Genomic DNA, 16,646 nt, shown 5'->3' with positions numbered 1-16,646 from the left:
CCCATGGACACCATCGACGGCAACGCCCCGCTGCGCTGGACGCTCACCCAAAATGCGCCGCTGCAGGCACTGAACACCTTCCACGTGCAGGCCAATGCGGAACAGCTGCTGGAACTGCACGATGCCGCGCTGCTGCCGGAGGTGCTGGCACTGCCCGAGGTGGCCAACGGCCCACTACTGGTGCTGGGTGCCGGCAGCAACGTCCTGATCGCCGAGGACCTGCCCGGTACCGTGCTGGTGTTCGGCAACCGCGACATCAGTTTCCTTGAACACCGCGCCGACCATGCCGTGATCCGCGCCGGCGCCGGCGTGCCCTGGCATGGCCTGGTGATGTGGTCGCTGCAGGAAGGCCTGTCCGGCCTGGAAAACCTGGCGCTGATTCCCGGCACCGCCGGTGCCGCACCGATCCAGAACATCGGCGCCTATGGCGCGCAGGTCGGCGAGTTCATCCAGGCGGTCGAAGCCTGGGACTGCCAGGAGCAGGCCTGGGTGCGCCTGGATAACGAACAGTGTGGTTTCGCCTACCGCGACAGCGTGTTCAAGCAACAGCCCGATCGCTACCTGATCACCGCCATCGAACTGAAACTGCCACTGCTGCACGATCTGCGCATGGACTACGCCGGCATCCGCGAAGAGCTGCAGGCGCAGGGCGTGGTGCTGCCGGGCGCGGTGGACGTGGCCAATGCGGTGATCGCGATCCGCCGCCGCAAGCTGCCCGACCCGGAGGTACTCGGCAATGCCGGCAGCTTCTTCAAGAACCCGGTGCTGCCACTGGAGCAGGTCGACGTGCTGCTGCAGCACTTCCCCGACCTGCCGGTGTTCCCGGCCGAGCAGGACGACAAGCGCAAGGTCTCGGCAGCCTGGATGATCGAATCCTGCGGCTGGAAGGGCTTCCGCGACGGCGATGCCGGCGTGGCCCCCAGCCACGCGCTGGTGCTGGTCAACCACGGCAATGCCAGCGGCGCTGAACTGCTGGCGCTGGCGCGCCGCATCTCGGCCTCGGTGCTGGAGAAGTTCGGCGTGCCGATCGAACCGGAGCCCCGCCTGCTCGGCGCACAGTGGTGAACAGCCCCACCCTTTCCCCCAGCGCCACCCCGATGCGGGCGGCGCTGCTGATGCTCGGCAGCACGATGGCGTTCGGCCTGATGGCGGTGGCGATCCGCTATGCCACGCGCTACGTGCCCACCCAGGAAGTGGCGTTCTTCCGCAACGCCTTCGGCCTGCTGGCGCTGCTGCCGATGCTGCTGCGGCCCGGCCGTGCGCCCTTGAGGACGCAGCAGCTGCCACGCTATTTCGTGCGCAGTGCAATCGGCCTGGGCTCGATGCTGTGCGCGTTCTGGGCGCTGGGTCACCTGCCGTTGGCGCAGGCGGTTTCGCTCTCCTATTCCACGCCGCTGTTCGTCACCATTGCCGCCGTGCTGTGGCTGGGTGAAACCGTGCGCGTGCGCCGCTGGGCCGCGGTCGTGGTCGGCTTCATCGGCGTGCTGGTGATCGTGCGTCCCGGCACCGCCGGCTTCACCGCCGGCAGCCTGGTCGCGGTGGGTGCGGCGGTACTCAGCTCGCTGGTGGCGATCCAGATCAAGCAGCTGACCCGCGTCGACAGTGCCGATACCGTGGTGCTCTATACCTACGTGTTCTGGGTGCCGCTGTCGCTGGTGCCGGCGCTGTTCGTCTGGGCCTGGCCGACCGGGTCGGCCTGGCTGTGGCTGCTGGCCACCGGCGTGCTTGGCACCGTCGGCCAGCTGTTGTGGACCCGCGCGCTACGGCTGGGCGAAGTCTCCGCCCTGACCCCGATCAGCTTCCTGCAGCTGCCACTGGTAACGCTGTTCGGCTGGCTGCTGTTCAACGAAACGGTGGACCGCTGGACGATCATCGGTGCCGGCATCATCCTCGCCGCCAACGCCTACATCGCCCACCGCGAAGCCGTGCTGTCACGCCGCGCTGCAAGCGCGGCGGCCTCTGCAGCGGCCAAGCCCGCAGAGTAGCTCCACACCGCGCGCAGACACCGCGGCCCCCTGTAGAGCCGAGCCATGCTCGACTCATCGCGCAGCGTGAGGGTTCATCGTAGAAAATGCCATGCACGCATGGCGTGGATCTACAGCGCGCGATACACCCGCTCTGCCGCGTCGAATACATTGCCCGGTGCAAACTGTTCGCTGAGGAAATGCAGCGACTGCCGGCGCAGCTGCGGCGACCGGTCCTCTCCATCGCTGCCCAGCAGGACCTGCTGGAACTCGATCAGGTCCTGCAGGATGCGCCAGTGCCGGTACCAGGCGATCCAGCGTGGATCGCCGCGGTCACTGCCATAGCCTTCCTCGAATCCCAACGGGTTCTCGCGCCCCCAGCGCCCACCGACCGCGCCACCGATGAACATCAGGTCGCGCTCGCGCGGGGCCAGCGACAGGCCATCCCAATCGATCAGGTGCAGGCTCCCGTCATTGCCCATCAGCAGATTGCCGGCATGCAGGTCGGTGTGGCACAGGTGCAGCCGCACCGGGACATCCTGCAACGCGGCGTGCAGCTGCAGTGCCTGCGCATGCAGCGCCGCGATGCGCGCATGCTGCTGGTCCCAGACGGATACGAAGGCGCGGCCCAGCCCATCCCTGGCGGCCGCCAGGCCCTCGCCGGCCAGCCATTGCCCGACCGTATCAAGCGCCGCGGTTTCCATCCGCAGGCTCGGCAGCGCCTCCTGCAGCGCCGGTGGCGGGCACGCCTCGTGCAGGCGCCGCAGCACCTCGCCCAATCGTTGCCACTGCGTGCGGCTCAACGCCGCCTCGAAGCCGGACTGGCCTTCCACATACGGGAACAGGGTGAACTGCAGGCCCCAGCGCTGCACTGACGCTCCACCGGTCAGCGCCGGCCATGGCGCGACGATTTCCTCGATACCCAGCGTGCCGCGCAGCCAATGCAGGGTGTCCCAGACGGCAGGGGCAACCTGGTAACTGCGGCATTTCAACCACCATTGCCCGCGCCGTGCATCGATGCGATACACGCTGGCGTTGGCATCGGCGCCAACCGGGCGTGGCACCACGGCATTGGCGGTGATGCCATAGGACTGCTGAAGGACTTCGCCGAGATGCTGCGCCGAAGCGAATGACATGGATGCAAGCGGAAAGTATTACCTGCCGCCACTATCGCAGATGCGCGGGCCGCGACACAGACATGTCCGTCACAACATCGTGCCTGCGCGACCAAAGTGCTAGCCGGCGACGCGTCGCATCACCGCTTCCAATGGGCCCCGCGCGAACCGCCAGGACCACAGCCACGCTGCGCCCGTGGCCAGCATCAGGAACAACAATGCCCACAGCAGCACGGCCGGCAGCGACGCACTGCCATCGAGCAGGCCCAGGCCTTCCAGCGTGCCCATGCCCAGCAGGATGTGGCCGACGTACAGGGTCAGGGTCATGCGCCCGGCCGCGGTGAACGGTTCCAGCCAGTCACCCGGTCGCACACGCGTCAGCCACAGGCAGGCGGCAATGACACTGCAGGCCGCGCCCGCACCCGTGAGTACGTAGGCCGGTCCCGGTGGCATCGGCTGCGTTCCCAGCCACGCCTGCCAGGGCGTTCCCTGCGCAAGCTGCTGCACGCCATGTCCAGCCACCATCAGCATCAGGCCCAGCACCAGCAGCGCGCGCTGGACCCGCGGTTGCGACAGTTGCAGCCGCGCCAGCAGCATGCCCAGCAGGAAGAAGCACAGCCACGGCAGCAGTGGATGGAACCCATTGAACAGCAGGTTGCGGGCCGCGCCCGGCCATTGCCACAGACCGGCGTATTCCAGCGTCTGCCAGTTCCATCCCTGGCTGTAGTCCCAGTGCAGCAACGCCCAGAACGAACAGGCCGCGATCCCCACGATACTGGCCAGCAACACCCGCGGCGAGGCCCGGAGCCACAGCACGGCCAGCGCGAAATACACCGCGTAGTAATGCAGGATATCGGCCGGGAACAGGGTCAGGTTGAGCAGGCCCAGCACCAGCAGGAACAGCGCGCGCCGCCAGGTCTGCACACTGGCCGGCCACCAACCCTGCCGCTGCGTGCCCAGTACCAGGCCCAACCCTGCCAGCGTAACGAACGTCGCCGAAGCCTTGCCTTCCAGAAAGTGGAAGACGCCTGCCAACCATCCGGCGCCCTCTGCTGGGACGGCCATCGCCAGGCGGAAGTTGACCAGCACCATGCCGGCCAAGGCCAGGTAACGCGCCAGATCAACGCCGTGCAGTCGCCGGTCGACGGCGCTCATGCGCGTGCGCCCAGCAGCAGCGCAAGCAGGCCGAGATCCAGCGATGCCTCATCGGTGCCCCCGGCTTCGCCCAGCCCTCGGCGCAGGGCATCGCTTTCGATGGCATCCAGCAGCACCTGTGCCTGCAGTGCCGGGGCCAGCACGGGGCGCCGACGTTCGCGCCGTGCCACCTGCTGCAGGGCTTCGGCCAGCGTCGCCTGCAATTGCCTGCGATTGGCCGCAAATGCCTCGGCCACGGCCGGATTGCGTGCGCTCTCGGCCAGCACTTCGACGGCGAGCGTTGCCCACTCCGGTTGCTGGCACAGTGCGTGGAAGTCCTGAAGGAAAACCAGCACCCGTGCGCGCTCGCCATCGGACGCCGCCAGTCGCTGCAGCAACGGTGCCAGTTCCTCGCCTTCGGCCATGGCCACCGCAAGGATGATCGCCTCCTTGCCCGGGAAGTGGTTGTAGAGATTGCCGAGGCTGACGCCGGCCGCCTGCGCGATGTCACGCATGCTGGTCTGGTGGAAGCCCTTCACGAGAAAGCACTGCAGGGCGGCCTGCAGGATCTGCGCGATGCGTTGCTCGTTGCGGTCGGTTCGGTTCATGCCACAAATAGTGAACGAACGTTCGTCCCTTTTTTAAGGGCGCGCGCATCCGCTAGCAGGGCACCGTTCAGCCCTGCCCTACGCTGCCCTGTGCGGTTTCAGAAGAACTCGTCGAGAAGACGGTAGAACGCCAGCCGCCGTTCGTCGGGCACAACGCCATAGCGCCGGAACAGCGGCGCGACCCAGCGCGTGTCGCCGAAGTTGTGGACCAGGCTGCGCGCGGCGAGCGCCAGATCCTGGTAGCGATCGGCCACACCCAGCCGGCCACAGTCGATGAAGCCGCTGAAACGGCCTTCGGCTGCCAGCAGGTTCGGCAGGCAGGCGTCGCCGTGGCTGACCACCAGATCCTCGTGATCGGGCCGGGTGGCGCGCAGTTCGGCGAACACCTGCTGTGCGCTCTGCCCCAGGCGCTCGTCATCGAAGTCATCGGCGTCGACCAGGCCCGCCTCGACCCGTGCCTGCGCGGCCTGCAGGCGCGAGGCCAGCCGCTGGTCGAACGGACAGGCCGCCACCGGTATGGCATGCAGGCCCCGCAGCGCATCGGCCAGCAGTTCCACCAGGCGCTGGGGCGGAAGCTCAGGCGACGAGGCCAGGTCGCGGCCGGGCAGCGCGCTCATCAGCAACCAGCGCCGGCCCGCTTCTTCGGCGGTGGCAATTACCGTTGGTGCCGGCTGGCCCTGCGCCTGCAGCCAGCGCAGGCGCGCGATCTCATCGCCCAGCTCACTGAAGGCATCGATCACTTCCGATTTCAGGAAGGCATCAGCCTGTCCCGGGCGATGCACACGGGCGACGTCTGCGCGCGATACGCCGATCGACTGTCGCTCGATGCGCGCATCGGCCAATGTTTCCCGCCACGCCCACGGCAGCGGCATGCCGTCAGTGAAGGGATCGGGTGCTTCCATGCGGGGATGTTCCTGTTGCCGGTGACCCACGGATTCTCGCTCATCCTGCACGGACCCCGGCCAACAGCAGCGCGGAAAGGTACATGCCTGCGCCGAACACGCTGTGTGCCACCAGGCTGCGCAGCCGCGCCTTGCCAGGCGCCGGGGTCTTCGAAGCGGCAATGCCGGCGCCCATGCCCGGCTGCAGGATGAAGAACGGCGCGGCAACGCTGAGAATGCCGAAGGCCAGCGCCGGCCACAGGGTCGGTGCCTGCACCCAACCGTTCCCGACCACGGCCAGCAACAACACGGCGAAGACCACACCGATCACGTAATGCGCGGTCCAGCCCAGCGCGCGCTCGCCGGCCACCGGCAGCGAACGACCAATGCCATCATGGCGGAAGCGCCCACGCCGCAGGTGGCCGAGCCAGCGGCCGACCATCGCAAAATCCAGCGACGGAATGCCGAGCAGCCTGCGCTGCAGCAACGCCCACAGATCCATCAGCGCGGTCGCGCCGACGCCGATCACTACCGCATCGATCACCAATGTCGTCGCCCAGCCACTCATTCCGCCCACCTTCAATTATTTGCTTGAATGATAGAGCGATGCTAGCGTTCCCGGCATGAACGCTGCAACCGAGCTGCCGCCGTCCCCGCTGGAAGCGCTGGCCGAGATCGCCCGCACCCTGGGCCACCCGCACCGCCTGGCCTTGCTGGAGCACATCGCCCAGGGCGAGCGTGCGGTCGAGCGCCTGGCCGAACTGAGCGGCCTGTCGGTGGCCAATACCTCCCAGCACCTGCAGCAGCTGCGTCGTGCCGGCCTGGTGCAGACCCGCCGTGACGGCAAGCGCATCCTCTACCGCAGCGCTGACGGCCCACTGGCCAACCTGTTGGCCGCGCTGCGCGACTATGCCGACCACCAGCGCAGCGAAATGCAGGGCGTCCTCACCGACAGCCTGCAGCGCCGCGATGCACTGGAAGGGCTGACCGTCGAGCAGCTGCTGGAGCAACGCGACAGCGTGGTACTGCTGGACGTGCGGCCGCGCGAGGAATTCGATCTGGGCCACCTGCCCGGCGCGCTGAACATTCCCGCTACGGAACTGCACGCGCGGATGGACGAACTGCCGCGCGCCGTCCACATTGTCGCGTACTGCCGCGGGCCCTACTGCGTGCTGTCCAACGATGCAGTGATGATGCTGCGCGAAGCCGGCCTCAGCGCGCAGCGACTGGCCGCCGGCTATCCCGAATGGAAGGCCGCAGGCCTGCAGGTTGAACTGCCCCGACACTGAGCGAACCGTTTGTCATGGATGATGCGATTTCCCCGTTGATCGATGCTGCCTGGCAGCGCGTGTTCGCCGGCCAGCGCACGTTGCAGCAGGGGCCGCAGCTGCACCTGGCGTGCAGCGATGATGTCGATGAGGGTGAGGACGGCATGCTGTTACAGCCGGTCGCGGGCCCCGCCCGAGCGCTGTTGCGTCCTGCCCTGGCCGCTCGCCTGCAACTGCGTGCGCAACCGCACTGGACACTGGCGCAGCTGCAACAGCGCTTGCAGCAGCTCGGCCAGCATACGCACGGCGCGGATCGTGTCTTCTACTTCCCCACCGCAACACTCGCCGCCCTCGCCGAACACCCTGCCCCACCACATATCCGCCGCCTCGGCGCGACCGACGCGGCAGCGTTCAACGCGTTCCAGGCCACCGCCAGCGAGGACGATCTCGATGCCGCATGGGTCGAGCTGGATCACTGGCAGGTGTTCGGTGCCTTCGACGGCGAGTGCCTGGTCGCTGCGGGAAGCATGTACCCCTGGAGCCTGGATCCAGCCTTCGCCGATATGGGCGTACTGACCCTGCCCGAGGCCCGCGGTCGCGGTCACGCGCGACAGCTGGTACACGCCATGGCCGTGTCCGCGCGGGCGTCCGGGCTGCAGCCGCAATACCGTTGCCAGCTCGACAACACCGCCTCGATCATCACCGCCGGACGCAGCGGCCTGCGCGCGTTCGCCGATTGGGACACCATTCTGGCGGCCGACTGAGGCCGCCGCAGCACAACAAGGAAGCCACATGAAATTGATGGTCATCGGCGCCAGCAGGGGCCTCGGTCGAGCGTTCGTCGAAGGCCTGTGCAGTGCGGGCGACACCGTCATCGGCGTTTCGCGCAGCCGCCCGCACGACCTCGAATGCCCCGAGGGCGTCACCCTGCAGTGGATCGAAGCGGATCTGTCCCAGCCCACCCTTGCTGCCAATCACATCGCAGCGCAGGCGCCGGCCGATCTGGATGTGCTCATCCACAACCTGGGCATCTGGGAAGAGACGGCCTTCAGCGACGAGTACGCCTTCCTCGACGAAAGCGATGCCGCGCTTGCCCAGCTGGTCGACGTCAACATCACTGCCACCCTGGTGCTGCTGCGGCGCCTGCTGCCGAGGGTACTGGGCGCAGTACGTCCACAGCTGGTGCTGACCGGCTCGACCTCGGCGCTGCCGCGCAGCGGCCGCCCGGAAGTGGCGTTCGGCGCATCCAAGTTCGCGCTCAACGGCATCGCCGATGCGCTGCGCGAAGGCTTCCGGGATCGGCGCCTGGCGGTAACCAGCCTGCAGCTGGGCTACCTCAACACCGACGATGCACTGTCAGTGCCGGTAGCGGACGCCGCAGCGCGCGGCGACGGCGCACTGGTGCCGGTCCATGATGTCGTGGCGATGGTACGCGCCCTGCTGCAGCTGTCACCGTCCTCCTTCGTGCGCGAACTGGTGCTGCCCGCCATCGCCGACCCGCGCTACTGACCGCAGGGACCTTGGCCTGGCCCTTGGTGGCCGCACAGGCGCCTGTGGTTTACCCTGCTCGTCACTGGCCGTCGGTCACAGGCGGGAACCTGCTATGGATGCGCTTTCACGGGTCTCGGCCCAGGTCCTGGACAGCGCCCTGCCCAGCCTGCCGCTGTACCTGCTGCAGGCCACGGCGGTGATCGGCATGATCGGCGTGCTGCTGATCGCCACCCGTCGCGCCGGGCACGCCATTGAAGGACGGCGCCTGTATGTCGGCGTAGCGCTGGGCCTGATCTACCTGTTCAATTCCTGGTTCGTGGCCCGTTACACCCAGGGAGTGGTCAAGCTGCACCTCGGCTTCGACATCCTGCTGGTCAGTGGCCTGCTCGGTGGCTGGCGCGGCGGCTTGGCCTGCCTGGCCGCCGCCCTGCTCGCCCGCTACCAGTTCGTCGGCACCCAGTTCTTCCTGCCTGCCAGCCTCGAGGCCGTGTTGCAGATGGTGGCCGGCGTCTGGCTGCGCAGGCGCCTGCACCCGCGCATGCTCAACGAACTCTCGCCACGCATGATCCTGCAGGCGTGGTCCGTGCGTATCGGGATGACCGCTCTGGGCCTGGCGCTGGGTGTGGCGATCATTGGGGCCGATCAACTACCGGTGGCCGAACTGGCGATCCAGCGTGTGCTGGCACTGCCGGTCTCGCTGCTGGTACTCGGCGCAGTGTTCGCGCTGGTCTACAACGATGCCCAGATCGATGCGCAGCGCCAGCGCGAACAGGCGTGGCTGCGCATCGATCCGATCAGCGGCCTGCCCAACATGCGTGCGCTCGGTGAACGCCTGCAGCGGTACTGGCGCGACAACGACGGCATCGGCAAGGCCTGCCTGATCGTGGCCGAGATGGGCAACCTGCGCGATCTGCGCCTGCGCTACGGGCCATTGCAGGACAACGGCCTGTGGCAGCGCGATACACCGGCCGACGTCCACCGGTTGCTGCCATCGCTGGCGGTGGACGACGTGGAGGTCTACCAGTTCGGTGATGCCGCGCTGGCGATCCTGGTGCGCGGCATGACCTTGTCCGAACTGCGCATACAACCGCAGATCACCGAGCTGGCCAGCAACCTGGCCGATCGGGTCGGCCGCGATTGGCCTGGCTTCCGGCCGCTGTTCCGCTGTGCGGTGGTTGAATTGAAGCCCCCCGTTGATGCCGACGAAGGACATCTTCCGTTCCGCGCGATCACCGTGGCACTGAGCGCGATCGAATCCGGCGTCGTGTTCTTCGACGACCCGATCCAGCGCGACGGCGAGATCGACGCCCTGATCGAAGTCGCCCTCGAACGCTGGCTGCAGCAGGGCGACGCACCGCTGTGCTACCAGCCCAAGCATCGCCTGCAGGACCGCCAGCTGGTGGGCGCCGAAGCGCTGCTGCGCATGCGCGATGGCGAAGGCCGGCCCATTGCACCGATGCGGGTGATCTCGCTGCTGCGCCGGCAGGGCCGGCTGGCAGACCTGGAATGGGCCACGCTGCAGTCGGCGGTGCACTTCCTGCAGCACTGCCGGCAGGACGGCGCGGCGCTGACCATCGCAGTCAATGTGTCAGCCGAATCCCTGCGCCTGCCCGACTTCGGCCTGCGCCTGCAGGAACTGCTGCAGCTGCACGACATCCCCGGCGCGATGCTGCGGCTGGAAATCGTCGAATGGACCGAGATCGTCGAGCGTGACCTGGTCGATGCCAACATCGCACAGCTGCTGGCGGCCGGAGTCACCCTGTCGCTGGATGATTTCGGCGCGGGCTATTCGACCCTGATCCTGCTTTCGCAGCTGGCCATCGCCGAGGTCAAGATCGAGCAGGCGTTGATCGCCACGCTGTCCGACGCCAAGTCGCAGTCGATCGTTCGCTTCATCGTCGAAGTCGCGCACCGCTGCGGCGCGATCGTGGTGGCCGAGGGGACCGAAACCCTGGCGCAGGAACAGCACCTGCGCGCGCTGGGCGTGGATGTCGGCCAGGGCTATCTGTACTCGGCCGCACTGCCGGCCGACGAGTTCCGTCGCTTCGCCGCCAGCTAGACCGCGTAGAAACCCAGGAACATGGCCACCGCCGATTCGGCGACGCGTGCGCGTTCCTGCGCGGTCAATGGTGGCTGCCCCATCGTCACCTGCGGCCAGAACGCGAAGCTCTTCACCAGCCCATGCAGCTGGTGGCCGGCGAATTCCGGATCAACCTCTCGCAACCGGCCATCGGCGATCGCTGCGCGGATCCACGCACTCTCGCCACTTTCCTTCTCGCCCATGCGGCAGACGATGGCCTGCGCCCGCTCCGGTGAGTGGATGACCTCGGCCATCGCCACCCGTGCCAGGTCGATGAAGTTGGCATCGCTGAGCAGTTCCAGCTTCTGGCCCAGCAACTGCAGCAGCTGCGCCTGCAACGGCTGGTCCGCGCGATACGGCAGTGCGTCGCTGGCCACGCTGCGTTCCCACAGCTCCTCCAGGATCATCGAAAACAGCGCTTCCTTGCTCGGGAAGTGGTTGTAGACGGTGCGCTTGGAGACCCCGGCCACCTCGGCGATGCGGTCCATGCTGGTCGCCTCGTAACCCGATGCACGGAACTCCTCCACCGCCGCGCGCACGATGGCCTCGCGTTTGCGGTCGGTCAGGCGTTGTGGGGCACGGGGCATGGCGGAGACCGGATAGCTGAACGGACGCCACCATTTTACACCCAGTAGTGTACTTTTGAAAAATGCGAAACTACACTGTGCAGTGTACCCAGCGGACGTCACCCATGAAGCGCCTGCTCCTTGTCCTCCTGCTTGGAATCCTCGCCGTGACCGCCTACACCTTCTGCAAGTCCTGGTCCCTCCCCGACTTCCCCGATTCGCCGCAGTACCGCGACGGCAAGTTCCGCAATGCCCTGCCCCGTCCGGCGATGGGCCTGCGCGACGGTGCGGAGATCTGGTGGACGTTCCTGTTCAACAAGCCCAAGGGGACCGTGCCCGCCCACCCGATTCCGGTGCAGCCGCTGGACCGCGCCTCCCTGGATGCTGCGCCGGATCGCAGACTGTTCCGGCTTGGGCACTCCACGATCCTGCTGAAGCTGCGTGGCCAGTACTGGCTGACCGACCCGGTGTTCTCCGAGCGCGCCTCACCGGTGCAGTGGATGGGGCCGGCGCGCTTCCACGCACCGCCGATCAGCATCGACGAACTGCCGCCCATCGCCGGCGTGATCCTCTCGCACAACCACTATGACCATCTCGACCATGCCGCGGTAATGCAGCTTGCCGGCAAGACCGCGCGCTTCATCGCACCGCTCGGCGTCGGCGACCAGCTGATTGCATGGGGTGTGGACGCCAGCAAGGTGGAACAGCTGGACTGGTGGCAGTCGACTGAAGCCAGTGGCCTGCGCTTGACCGCGACCCCGGGCCAGCACTTCTCCGGCCGCGGGCTGGGTGACAGCGACCGCAGCCTGTGGGCGTCATGGGTGATCCAGGACGGCGACTTCCGCATCTTCTTCAGCGGCGACACCGGCTACTTCGATGGCTTCAAGGCCATCGGCGAGAAGTACGGACCGTTCGACCTGACCATGATCGAGACCGGCGCCTACGATCCGCGCTGGGCGTTCGTGCACATGCAGCCGGAACAGACCCTGCAGGCGCACCTGGACCTGCGCGGCAAGTGGCTGCTGCCGATCCATAACGGCACCTTCGACTTGGCTCTGCACGCATGGCAGCAGCCGTTCGAGCGCATCACGGCATTGGCGGCCGCAAAGAATGTGCCGGTGGCCACGCCGATGATGGGCGAAGCACTGGACATGCAGGCACCGCAGGCGGGTACGCGATGGTGGGAGACGGTGGAGCTTTAGCGGGGGATGCCGTTTGACCTGCCGGAAGCCATGTAGAGCCGAGCCATGCTCGGCTGCGTCAACCACGGAAGCGGCCTGCGGCGCTGCAGTGCGTCATGTAACCGATTACATCCCTTGCTAGCGTAGCGCTCGCCCGATTCCGGTCGAACCTGCGAGGCTGTCTGTAATGACGTTGCGCGCCGAACGCTCCAAGGTCTCCCGCTCAGCTATCCCATGGCGATCTGCCGCCGCCCTGCTGTTGGCCGCCCTGGCCTCCAGCGCACAGGCACAGACGCTGCCACCGCGCAGCCAATGGCAGGCCAGCAGTTCCTCGCAGCAGGTGCCGGCAATGGCGATCGGCCACCTGATCGACGGCGACCCGAAGACCGTCACCGGCGGCGCCTTCAGTCCGGGCCACTGGTTCCAGATCGATCTGGGCGCGCCCACCCTGCTGGCCGGTGCGCGCCTTACCTGGGATGTCTCCAACCCGGAAGGCTATTCACTGCAGACCTCGCTGGACGGCACGCAGTGGCAGACCGCGTACACGATGGCCGATTCGCTGGGCGACGTGGAAACGCTGTACTTCGCGCCGCGGCAGGCACGCTACCTGCGGCTGGCCAGCCCGCAGCGCACCTCCGATTGGGGCGTGTCGATCTTCGAGATGGAGCCACTGGACAGCACGCTCAGCGCACGCATCAGCGGTATCGATGCAACGCAGGCAGCGGCGCTCTGGCAAGGGGGCGGCACCGTCGCGATGCCGGCCGGGGCAAATGGATCCCATACGTTCGAGATCACGCTGCCGCGGGCCCAATCAACGGCTGGCCTGGTCGTCGACTGGGCCGATGGCGCGCGCGGCGCCGCGCGACTGCAGGTGCAGGATGCACAGGGCCGTTGGCAGGACCTCGCACACGATGCACAAGCGGCCAATCATCGACAAAGCTGGCTGGCCGCCACTGCAGCACAACCCTTACGTACATTCCGCCTGAGCGTGGACGGCGCTGCACCGCAGATCGCGCGCCTGCGCCTGCTCGGCCCGAAGGCCGTGATGACACCGATGAAGCAGTACCAGATCGCCGCCAGCGGTGCGCAGCGCGCGTTGTTCCCGGCGTCGTTGCAGATGCAGCAGACCTATTGGACCGCAGTGGGCGTGCATGCGGGCCGGCAGAAGTCGATCTTCGACGAATACGGCAATCTGGAAGCCTTCAAGGGCGCGCCGTTGGTGCAGCCGATCTGGCGAAGTGCTGACGGCCGCGCCGCTGGCGCGGCAGGACAGCCGATACAGCACGCGCTGCGGGATGGCTGGAAGCCGATGCCCTCCGCTACGTGGTCACCGCAGCCCGGGCTGGAGTTGCGCAGCGAGGTATTCGCCATCGAGCGCAACGGCCAGCCGGTAACGTTCCTGCGTCATCGCCTGCACAACACCGGAAAAACCCGGATCGACGGCAGGCTCAGCCTGGTCGTGCGCCCGATGCAGATGAACCCGCCATGGCAGAACGGCGGGCTGTCGCCGATCCGCGATGTGGCCATCGACAGGCAATCCGTGCGCATCAATGGCCGCACGCTGCTGCAGTCGCTCACGCCAGTGGCTGCGTCCGGCGCGGCGCCGTTCGGCAGGGATGGCGCCACGGAAATCACCGCGGACATCGCTGCCGGCCAACTGCCTTCCGCGCAACAGGCGCATGATGACCAGGGTCTTGCCTCGGCTGCGTTGGACTACCGCGTCTCGTTGGCGCCGGGAACCAGCGATGCCATCGTGGTCGCGTTCCCGTTGGGCACCGCCGCCGCGGATGCCAATGGCGTGCTGCCCGAAGCGCCTGCGTTGGATCTGGCCACGCTTCCCCGCGATGCCAATGCGGCGTTCGATTCACTGGCCACGCAGGCGTCCGCGGACTGGCAGGCACGGCTGGGCCAGGTCGGCCTGCGCCTGCCCGACCCATCACTGGTGGACATGCTGCGCGCGCAGGCCGCCTACATGCTGATCAACCAGACCGGCCCGGCGATGCAGCCCGGCCCGCGCAACTACAACCGCTCCTTCATCCGCGACGGCATGGCCACCTCGGCCGTGCTGCTGCGCATGGGCGAGGCCAAGGTCGCGCGCGACTACCTGGCCTGGTACAGCGAACACGGCGTACATGCCAACGGCCTGGTCTCGCCGATCCTCAATGACGATGGCAGCGTCAACACCGGCTTCGGTTCGGACATCGAGTACGACAGCCAGGGCCAGTACGTGGCGCTGGTCGCCGACGTTGCACGGCTGGATGGCGGACCCGAGTCGGTGCGTGACTACCTGCCGAAGGTGAAGGCCGCGCTGCACTTCCTGCAGGAACTGCGCGAGCGCACGCTGGTGCCCGGATACAAGGCTGACCAGCCTGCCCCGGAACGCTTTGCGGGCATCCTTGCACCATCGATCAGCCATGAGGGCTATCCATCACCCACCCACAGCTATTGGGATGACTACTGGGGCCTGAAGGGGTGGCACGACGGCGCGTGGCTGGCCGAGGCGCTGGGCGACCACGAAACCGCCCGTTGGGCGCGCGAGCAGTACAAAGCGCTGTACGACGCATTGCGTGCCTCGATCCGCGCAACGATGGCGTGGAAGGGCATCGACTTCATTCCGTCATCGGCCGATCTTGGCGATGGTGACCCCACGGGCGTGTCGATCGCCCTGGACCCGACCGGCGCGCAGAGCGTGTTGCCGGCAGATGCGTTGCGGACCACCTTCGCCCGCTACCTGGAAGACGTGCGCAAGCGCAGCCAGCCCGGTGCGCTGTATGCCTACACGCCGTACGAGATCCGCAACGTGCTGAGCTATGTGCACCTGGGCCAGCCAGACGTGGCTGACGAGCTGCTGCAGGGCCTGCTTCATGACCGGCGCCCGCTTGAATGGCAGGTGCTGGCCGAAGTAGTGCATTCACGGCTGCGCTTCCCGCGCTACCTCGGCGACATGCCGCATACCTGGATCGGCGCCGAATACGGCCGCACCCTGTTCGGCATGCTGATGCGCGAAGACGATGATGCGCTCTCGCTGCTGCCGGGCACACCGCCCTCGTGGGTGGCGGGGGATGGATTGGCGGTGGAACGCCTGCCGACGGCGTATGGCACATTGCAGATGCAGGCGCGGCAGCGCGACGGGGTGCTGACGGTGGGGCTTGGCAAAGGGCTGCGCGGCGGAACGGCGGTGAAGATCTGGTGGCCGGCGCGCACGATGCCGAAGACGGTGCGTGTGGACGGACGCAGCATTTCCGACTTCGACGCCGAGGGCGTGCGCCTGGCGAAACCGTTCAGAACGCTGGAGGCGCGTTGGTAAAACAGCCGAGCATCGCTCGGCTCTACAAGCGAAGGTCGCGCCGGGCCACGCCCGGTGTCATTGCAACGTCGGCAATCCCGGCGGGTTGGTCTGCGACTGCGGCACGGCTTCCTCGGCCACATTCCACCGTTTCAGCGCCTGCGCGTAGGTGCCACTGGCGATCTGGGTGTTCAGCGCCTGCGTCACTGCATCAGCCAGGCCGCTGCCCTTGCGCGTGGTCACCGAGATCGCCGCAGCGTTCGGCCAGCCACCGGGGAACAGGCCGACGCGCCGCACCTTACCGTCGCGTGCGGAATAGGCGCCGGTGGCGTTGGGCTCGAACGACACATCGGCACGGCCGGTGATCACCGCCAGCCGCCCGACCACGGCGTCATCGAAGTACTGGTACTCCACCGGTTTCAATCCCGCCGCGATGTTCTGCTGGTCCCACTGCCGCAGGATCTGGTCCTGGTTGGTGCTGGCACCCACCACCACCTTCAGCCCGGCCACATCGGCCGGCTTCTCGATCTTCTGGATCGGCCCGTCTGCGCGCGTGTAGATGCCCAGCAGGTCGAAACGGTAGCTGGAGAAATCGAACTTCTTCTTGCGCTCTTCGGTAACCGTCACGTTCGACAGCACCGCATCGTACTTGCCTGATTCCAGACCCAGCGGCCAGTCGGCCCAGGCCACCGGCACGATCACCAGCTTCAGGCCCAGCGCATCGGCGATCAGGCGCGCGATGTCGGGCTCGATGCCCACAACGTCCTTGCTGTCGGCCCCGTAGTCGGCCAGCGGCAGCTGCCCTGGATGGGTGGCCACGGTGAACGACCCGGGCGTGACGAAGCGATACCCCTTGGGGATCAATGACTGCGCCTCTGGATCGAACGTGCCTTTCAACACCGCCGTGTTCGCACCGGCCAGGCTGGTCGCGGCCACGGTGCCGGCATCCGGTGCCTGCCGCACGCGCGAATAGACGATACCGGTGATACCGATGACCAACACGCCCACGATCAACAGGGTGCTGCGTGAGGGACGACGCGGTGCTGCAGGGCTCATGGTGTTCCCTTCTCGG

General features: G+C 67.3%; 15 protein-coding genes. 8 read left to right on the top strand and 7 right to left on the bottom strand.

All coding sequences use genetic code 11. From position 1 onward, the window contains the following. Window positions 1–3: 3 nt before the first annotated feature. Window positions 4–1,065 (top strand): UDP-N-acetylmuramate dehydrogenase, encoded by a 1,062-nt coding sequence (murB, locus tag VG566_RS13955; protein WP_241883807.1) that lies wholly within the window; start codon window positions 4–6, stop codon window positions 1,063–1,065. A gap of 32 nt (window positions 1,066–1,097) precedes the next feature. Next, complete coding sequence (locus VG566_RS13950) at window positions 1,098–1,985, top strand: DMT family transporter (protein ID WP_241884042.1); 888 nt, start codon at window positions 1,098–1,100, stop codon at window positions 1,983–1,985. A gap of 110 nt (window positions 1,986–2,095) precedes the next feature. Here VG566_RS13950 and VG566_RS13945 read toward each other — a convergent pair whose 3' ends face one another. The 5 genes from VG566_RS13945 to VG566_RS13925 form a co-directional block, all read right to left on the bottom strand. Continuing rightward, the gene (locus tag VG566_RS13945) at window positions 2,096–3,100 is read right to left on the bottom strand and encodes an aminoglycoside phosphotransferase family protein (protein ID WP_032959991.1); all 1,005 of its coding nucleotides are present in this window, start codon (window positions 3,098–3,100) and stop codon (window positions 2,096–2,098) included. A 99-nt stretch (window positions 3,101–3,199) separates the two neighbouring features. Then, on the bottom strand, window positions 3,200–4,234 hold the full coding sequence (locus VG566_RS13940) for a heparan-alpha-glucosaminide N-acetyltransferase domain-containing protein (RefSeq protein WP_197561180.1): 1,035 nt from the start codon (window positions 4,232–4,234) through the stop codon (window positions 3,200–3,202). Further along, complete coding sequence (locus VG566_RS13935) at window positions 4,231–4,821, bottom strand: TetR/AcrR family transcriptional regulator (protein ID WP_241883806.1); 591 nt, start codon at window positions 4,819–4,821, stop codon at window positions 4,231–4,233. The genes VG566_RS13940 and VG566_RS13935 overlap by 4 nt, the downstream gene beginning before the upstream one ends. Before the next feature lie 98 nt (window positions 4,822–4,919). Then, on the bottom strand, window positions 4,920–5,723 hold the full coding sequence (locus VG566_RS13930; protein WP_241883805.1) for an APH(3')-II family aminoglycoside O-phosphotransferase: 804 nt from the start codon (window positions 5,721–5,723) through the stop codon (window positions 4,920–4,922). Between the two features lie 40 nt (window positions 5,724–5,763). After that, window positions 5,764–6,270: a DUF2938 domain-containing protein gene (locus VG566_RS13925; protein ID WP_032959996.1), complete on the bottom strand. Its 507-nt coding sequence runs from the start codon at window positions 6,268–6,270 to the stop codon at window positions 5,764–5,766. Between the two features lie 55 nt (window positions 6,271–6,325). On the opposite strand from VG566_RS13925, the gene VG566_RS13920 reads away from it, so the two are divergent. The 4 genes from VG566_RS13920 to VG566_RS13905 all read left to right on the top strand — a co-directional run bounded on the left by VG566_RS13920 (window position 6,326) and on the right by VG566_RS13905 (window position 10,520). Further along, the gene (locus VG566_RS13920) at window positions 6,326–6,991 is read left to right on the top strand and encodes an ArsR/SmtB family transcription factor (protein WP_032959997.1); all 666 of its coding nucleotides are present in this window, start codon (window positions 6,326–6,328) and stop codon (window positions 6,989–6,991) included. Window positions 6,992–7,005: 14 nt separating this feature from the next. Next, window positions 7,006–7,734, top strand: coding sequence for a GNAT family N-acetyltransferase (locus VG566_RS13915; RefSeq protein WP_049406436.1), 729 nt, complete (start codon window positions 7,006–7,008; stop codon window positions 7,732–7,734). Window positions 7,735–7,762: 28 nt separating this feature from the next. Continuing rightward, entirely contained in the window at window positions 7,763–8,479 is a 717-nt protein-coding gene (locus tag VG566_RS13910; protein ID WP_241883804.1) for an SDR family NAD(P)-dependent oxidoreductase, read from the top strand. Between the two features lie 94 nt (window positions 8,480–8,573). Beyond that, window positions 8,574–10,520, top strand: a complete 1,947-nt coding sequence (locus VG566_RS13905; RefSeq protein WP_329855626.1) for an EAL domain-containing protein — start codon at window positions 8,574–8,576, stop codon at window positions 10,518–10,520. Here VG566_RS13905 and VG566_RS13900 read toward each other — a convergent pair. Continuing rightward, the gene (locus VG566_RS13900) at window positions 10,517–11,128 is read right to left on the bottom strand and encodes a TetR/AcrR family transcriptional regulator (protein ID WP_014646907.1); all 612 of its coding nucleotides are present in this window, start codon (window positions 11,126–11,128) and stop codon (window positions 10,517–10,519) included. The two genes, VG566_RS13905 and VG566_RS13900, sit on opposite strands and share 4 nt — an antisense overlap. A 104-nt stretch (window positions 11,129–11,232) precedes the next feature. On the opposite strand from VG566_RS13900, the gene VG566_RS13895 reads away from it, so the two are divergent. After that, on the top strand, window positions 11,233–12,309 hold the full coding sequence (locus tag VG566_RS13895; RefSeq protein ID WP_241883802.1) for an MBL fold metallo-hydrolase: 1,077 nt from the start codon (window positions 11,233–11,235) through the stop codon (window positions 12,307–12,309). Window positions 12,310–12,475: 166 nt separating this feature from the next. Then, on the top strand, window positions 12,476–15,595 hold the full coding sequence (locus tag VG566_RS13890) for a discoidin domain-containing protein (RefSeq protein WP_241883801.1): 3,120 nt from the start codon (window positions 12,476–12,478) through the stop codon (window positions 15,593–15,595). A 57-nt stretch (window positions 15,596–15,652) separates the two neighbouring features. Here VG566_RS13890 and VG566_RS13885 read toward each other — a convergent pair whose 3' ends face one another. Continuing rightward, window positions 15,653–16,630 carry an ABC transporter substrate-binding protein gene (locus VG566_RS13885; protein ID WP_014646904.1) on the bottom strand — a complete coding sequence of 326 codons (978 nt, stop codon included), beginning with the start codon at window positions 16,628–16,630 and terminating at the stop codon, window positions 15,653–15,655. Between the last annotated feature and the right edge of the window lie 16 nt (window positions 16,631–16,646).

It is taken from the genome of Stenotrophomonas sp. CASM114 (assembly GCF_049384325.1).
GTDB classification, from domain to species: Bacteria; Pseudomonadota; Gammaproteobacteria; order Xanthomonadales; family Xanthomonadaceae; genus Stenotrophomonas; species Stenotrophomonas muris.
The sequence above is the reverse complement of the archived record's forward strand: the minus strand, read 5'-3'. Positions and strand labels throughout refer to the sequence as shown.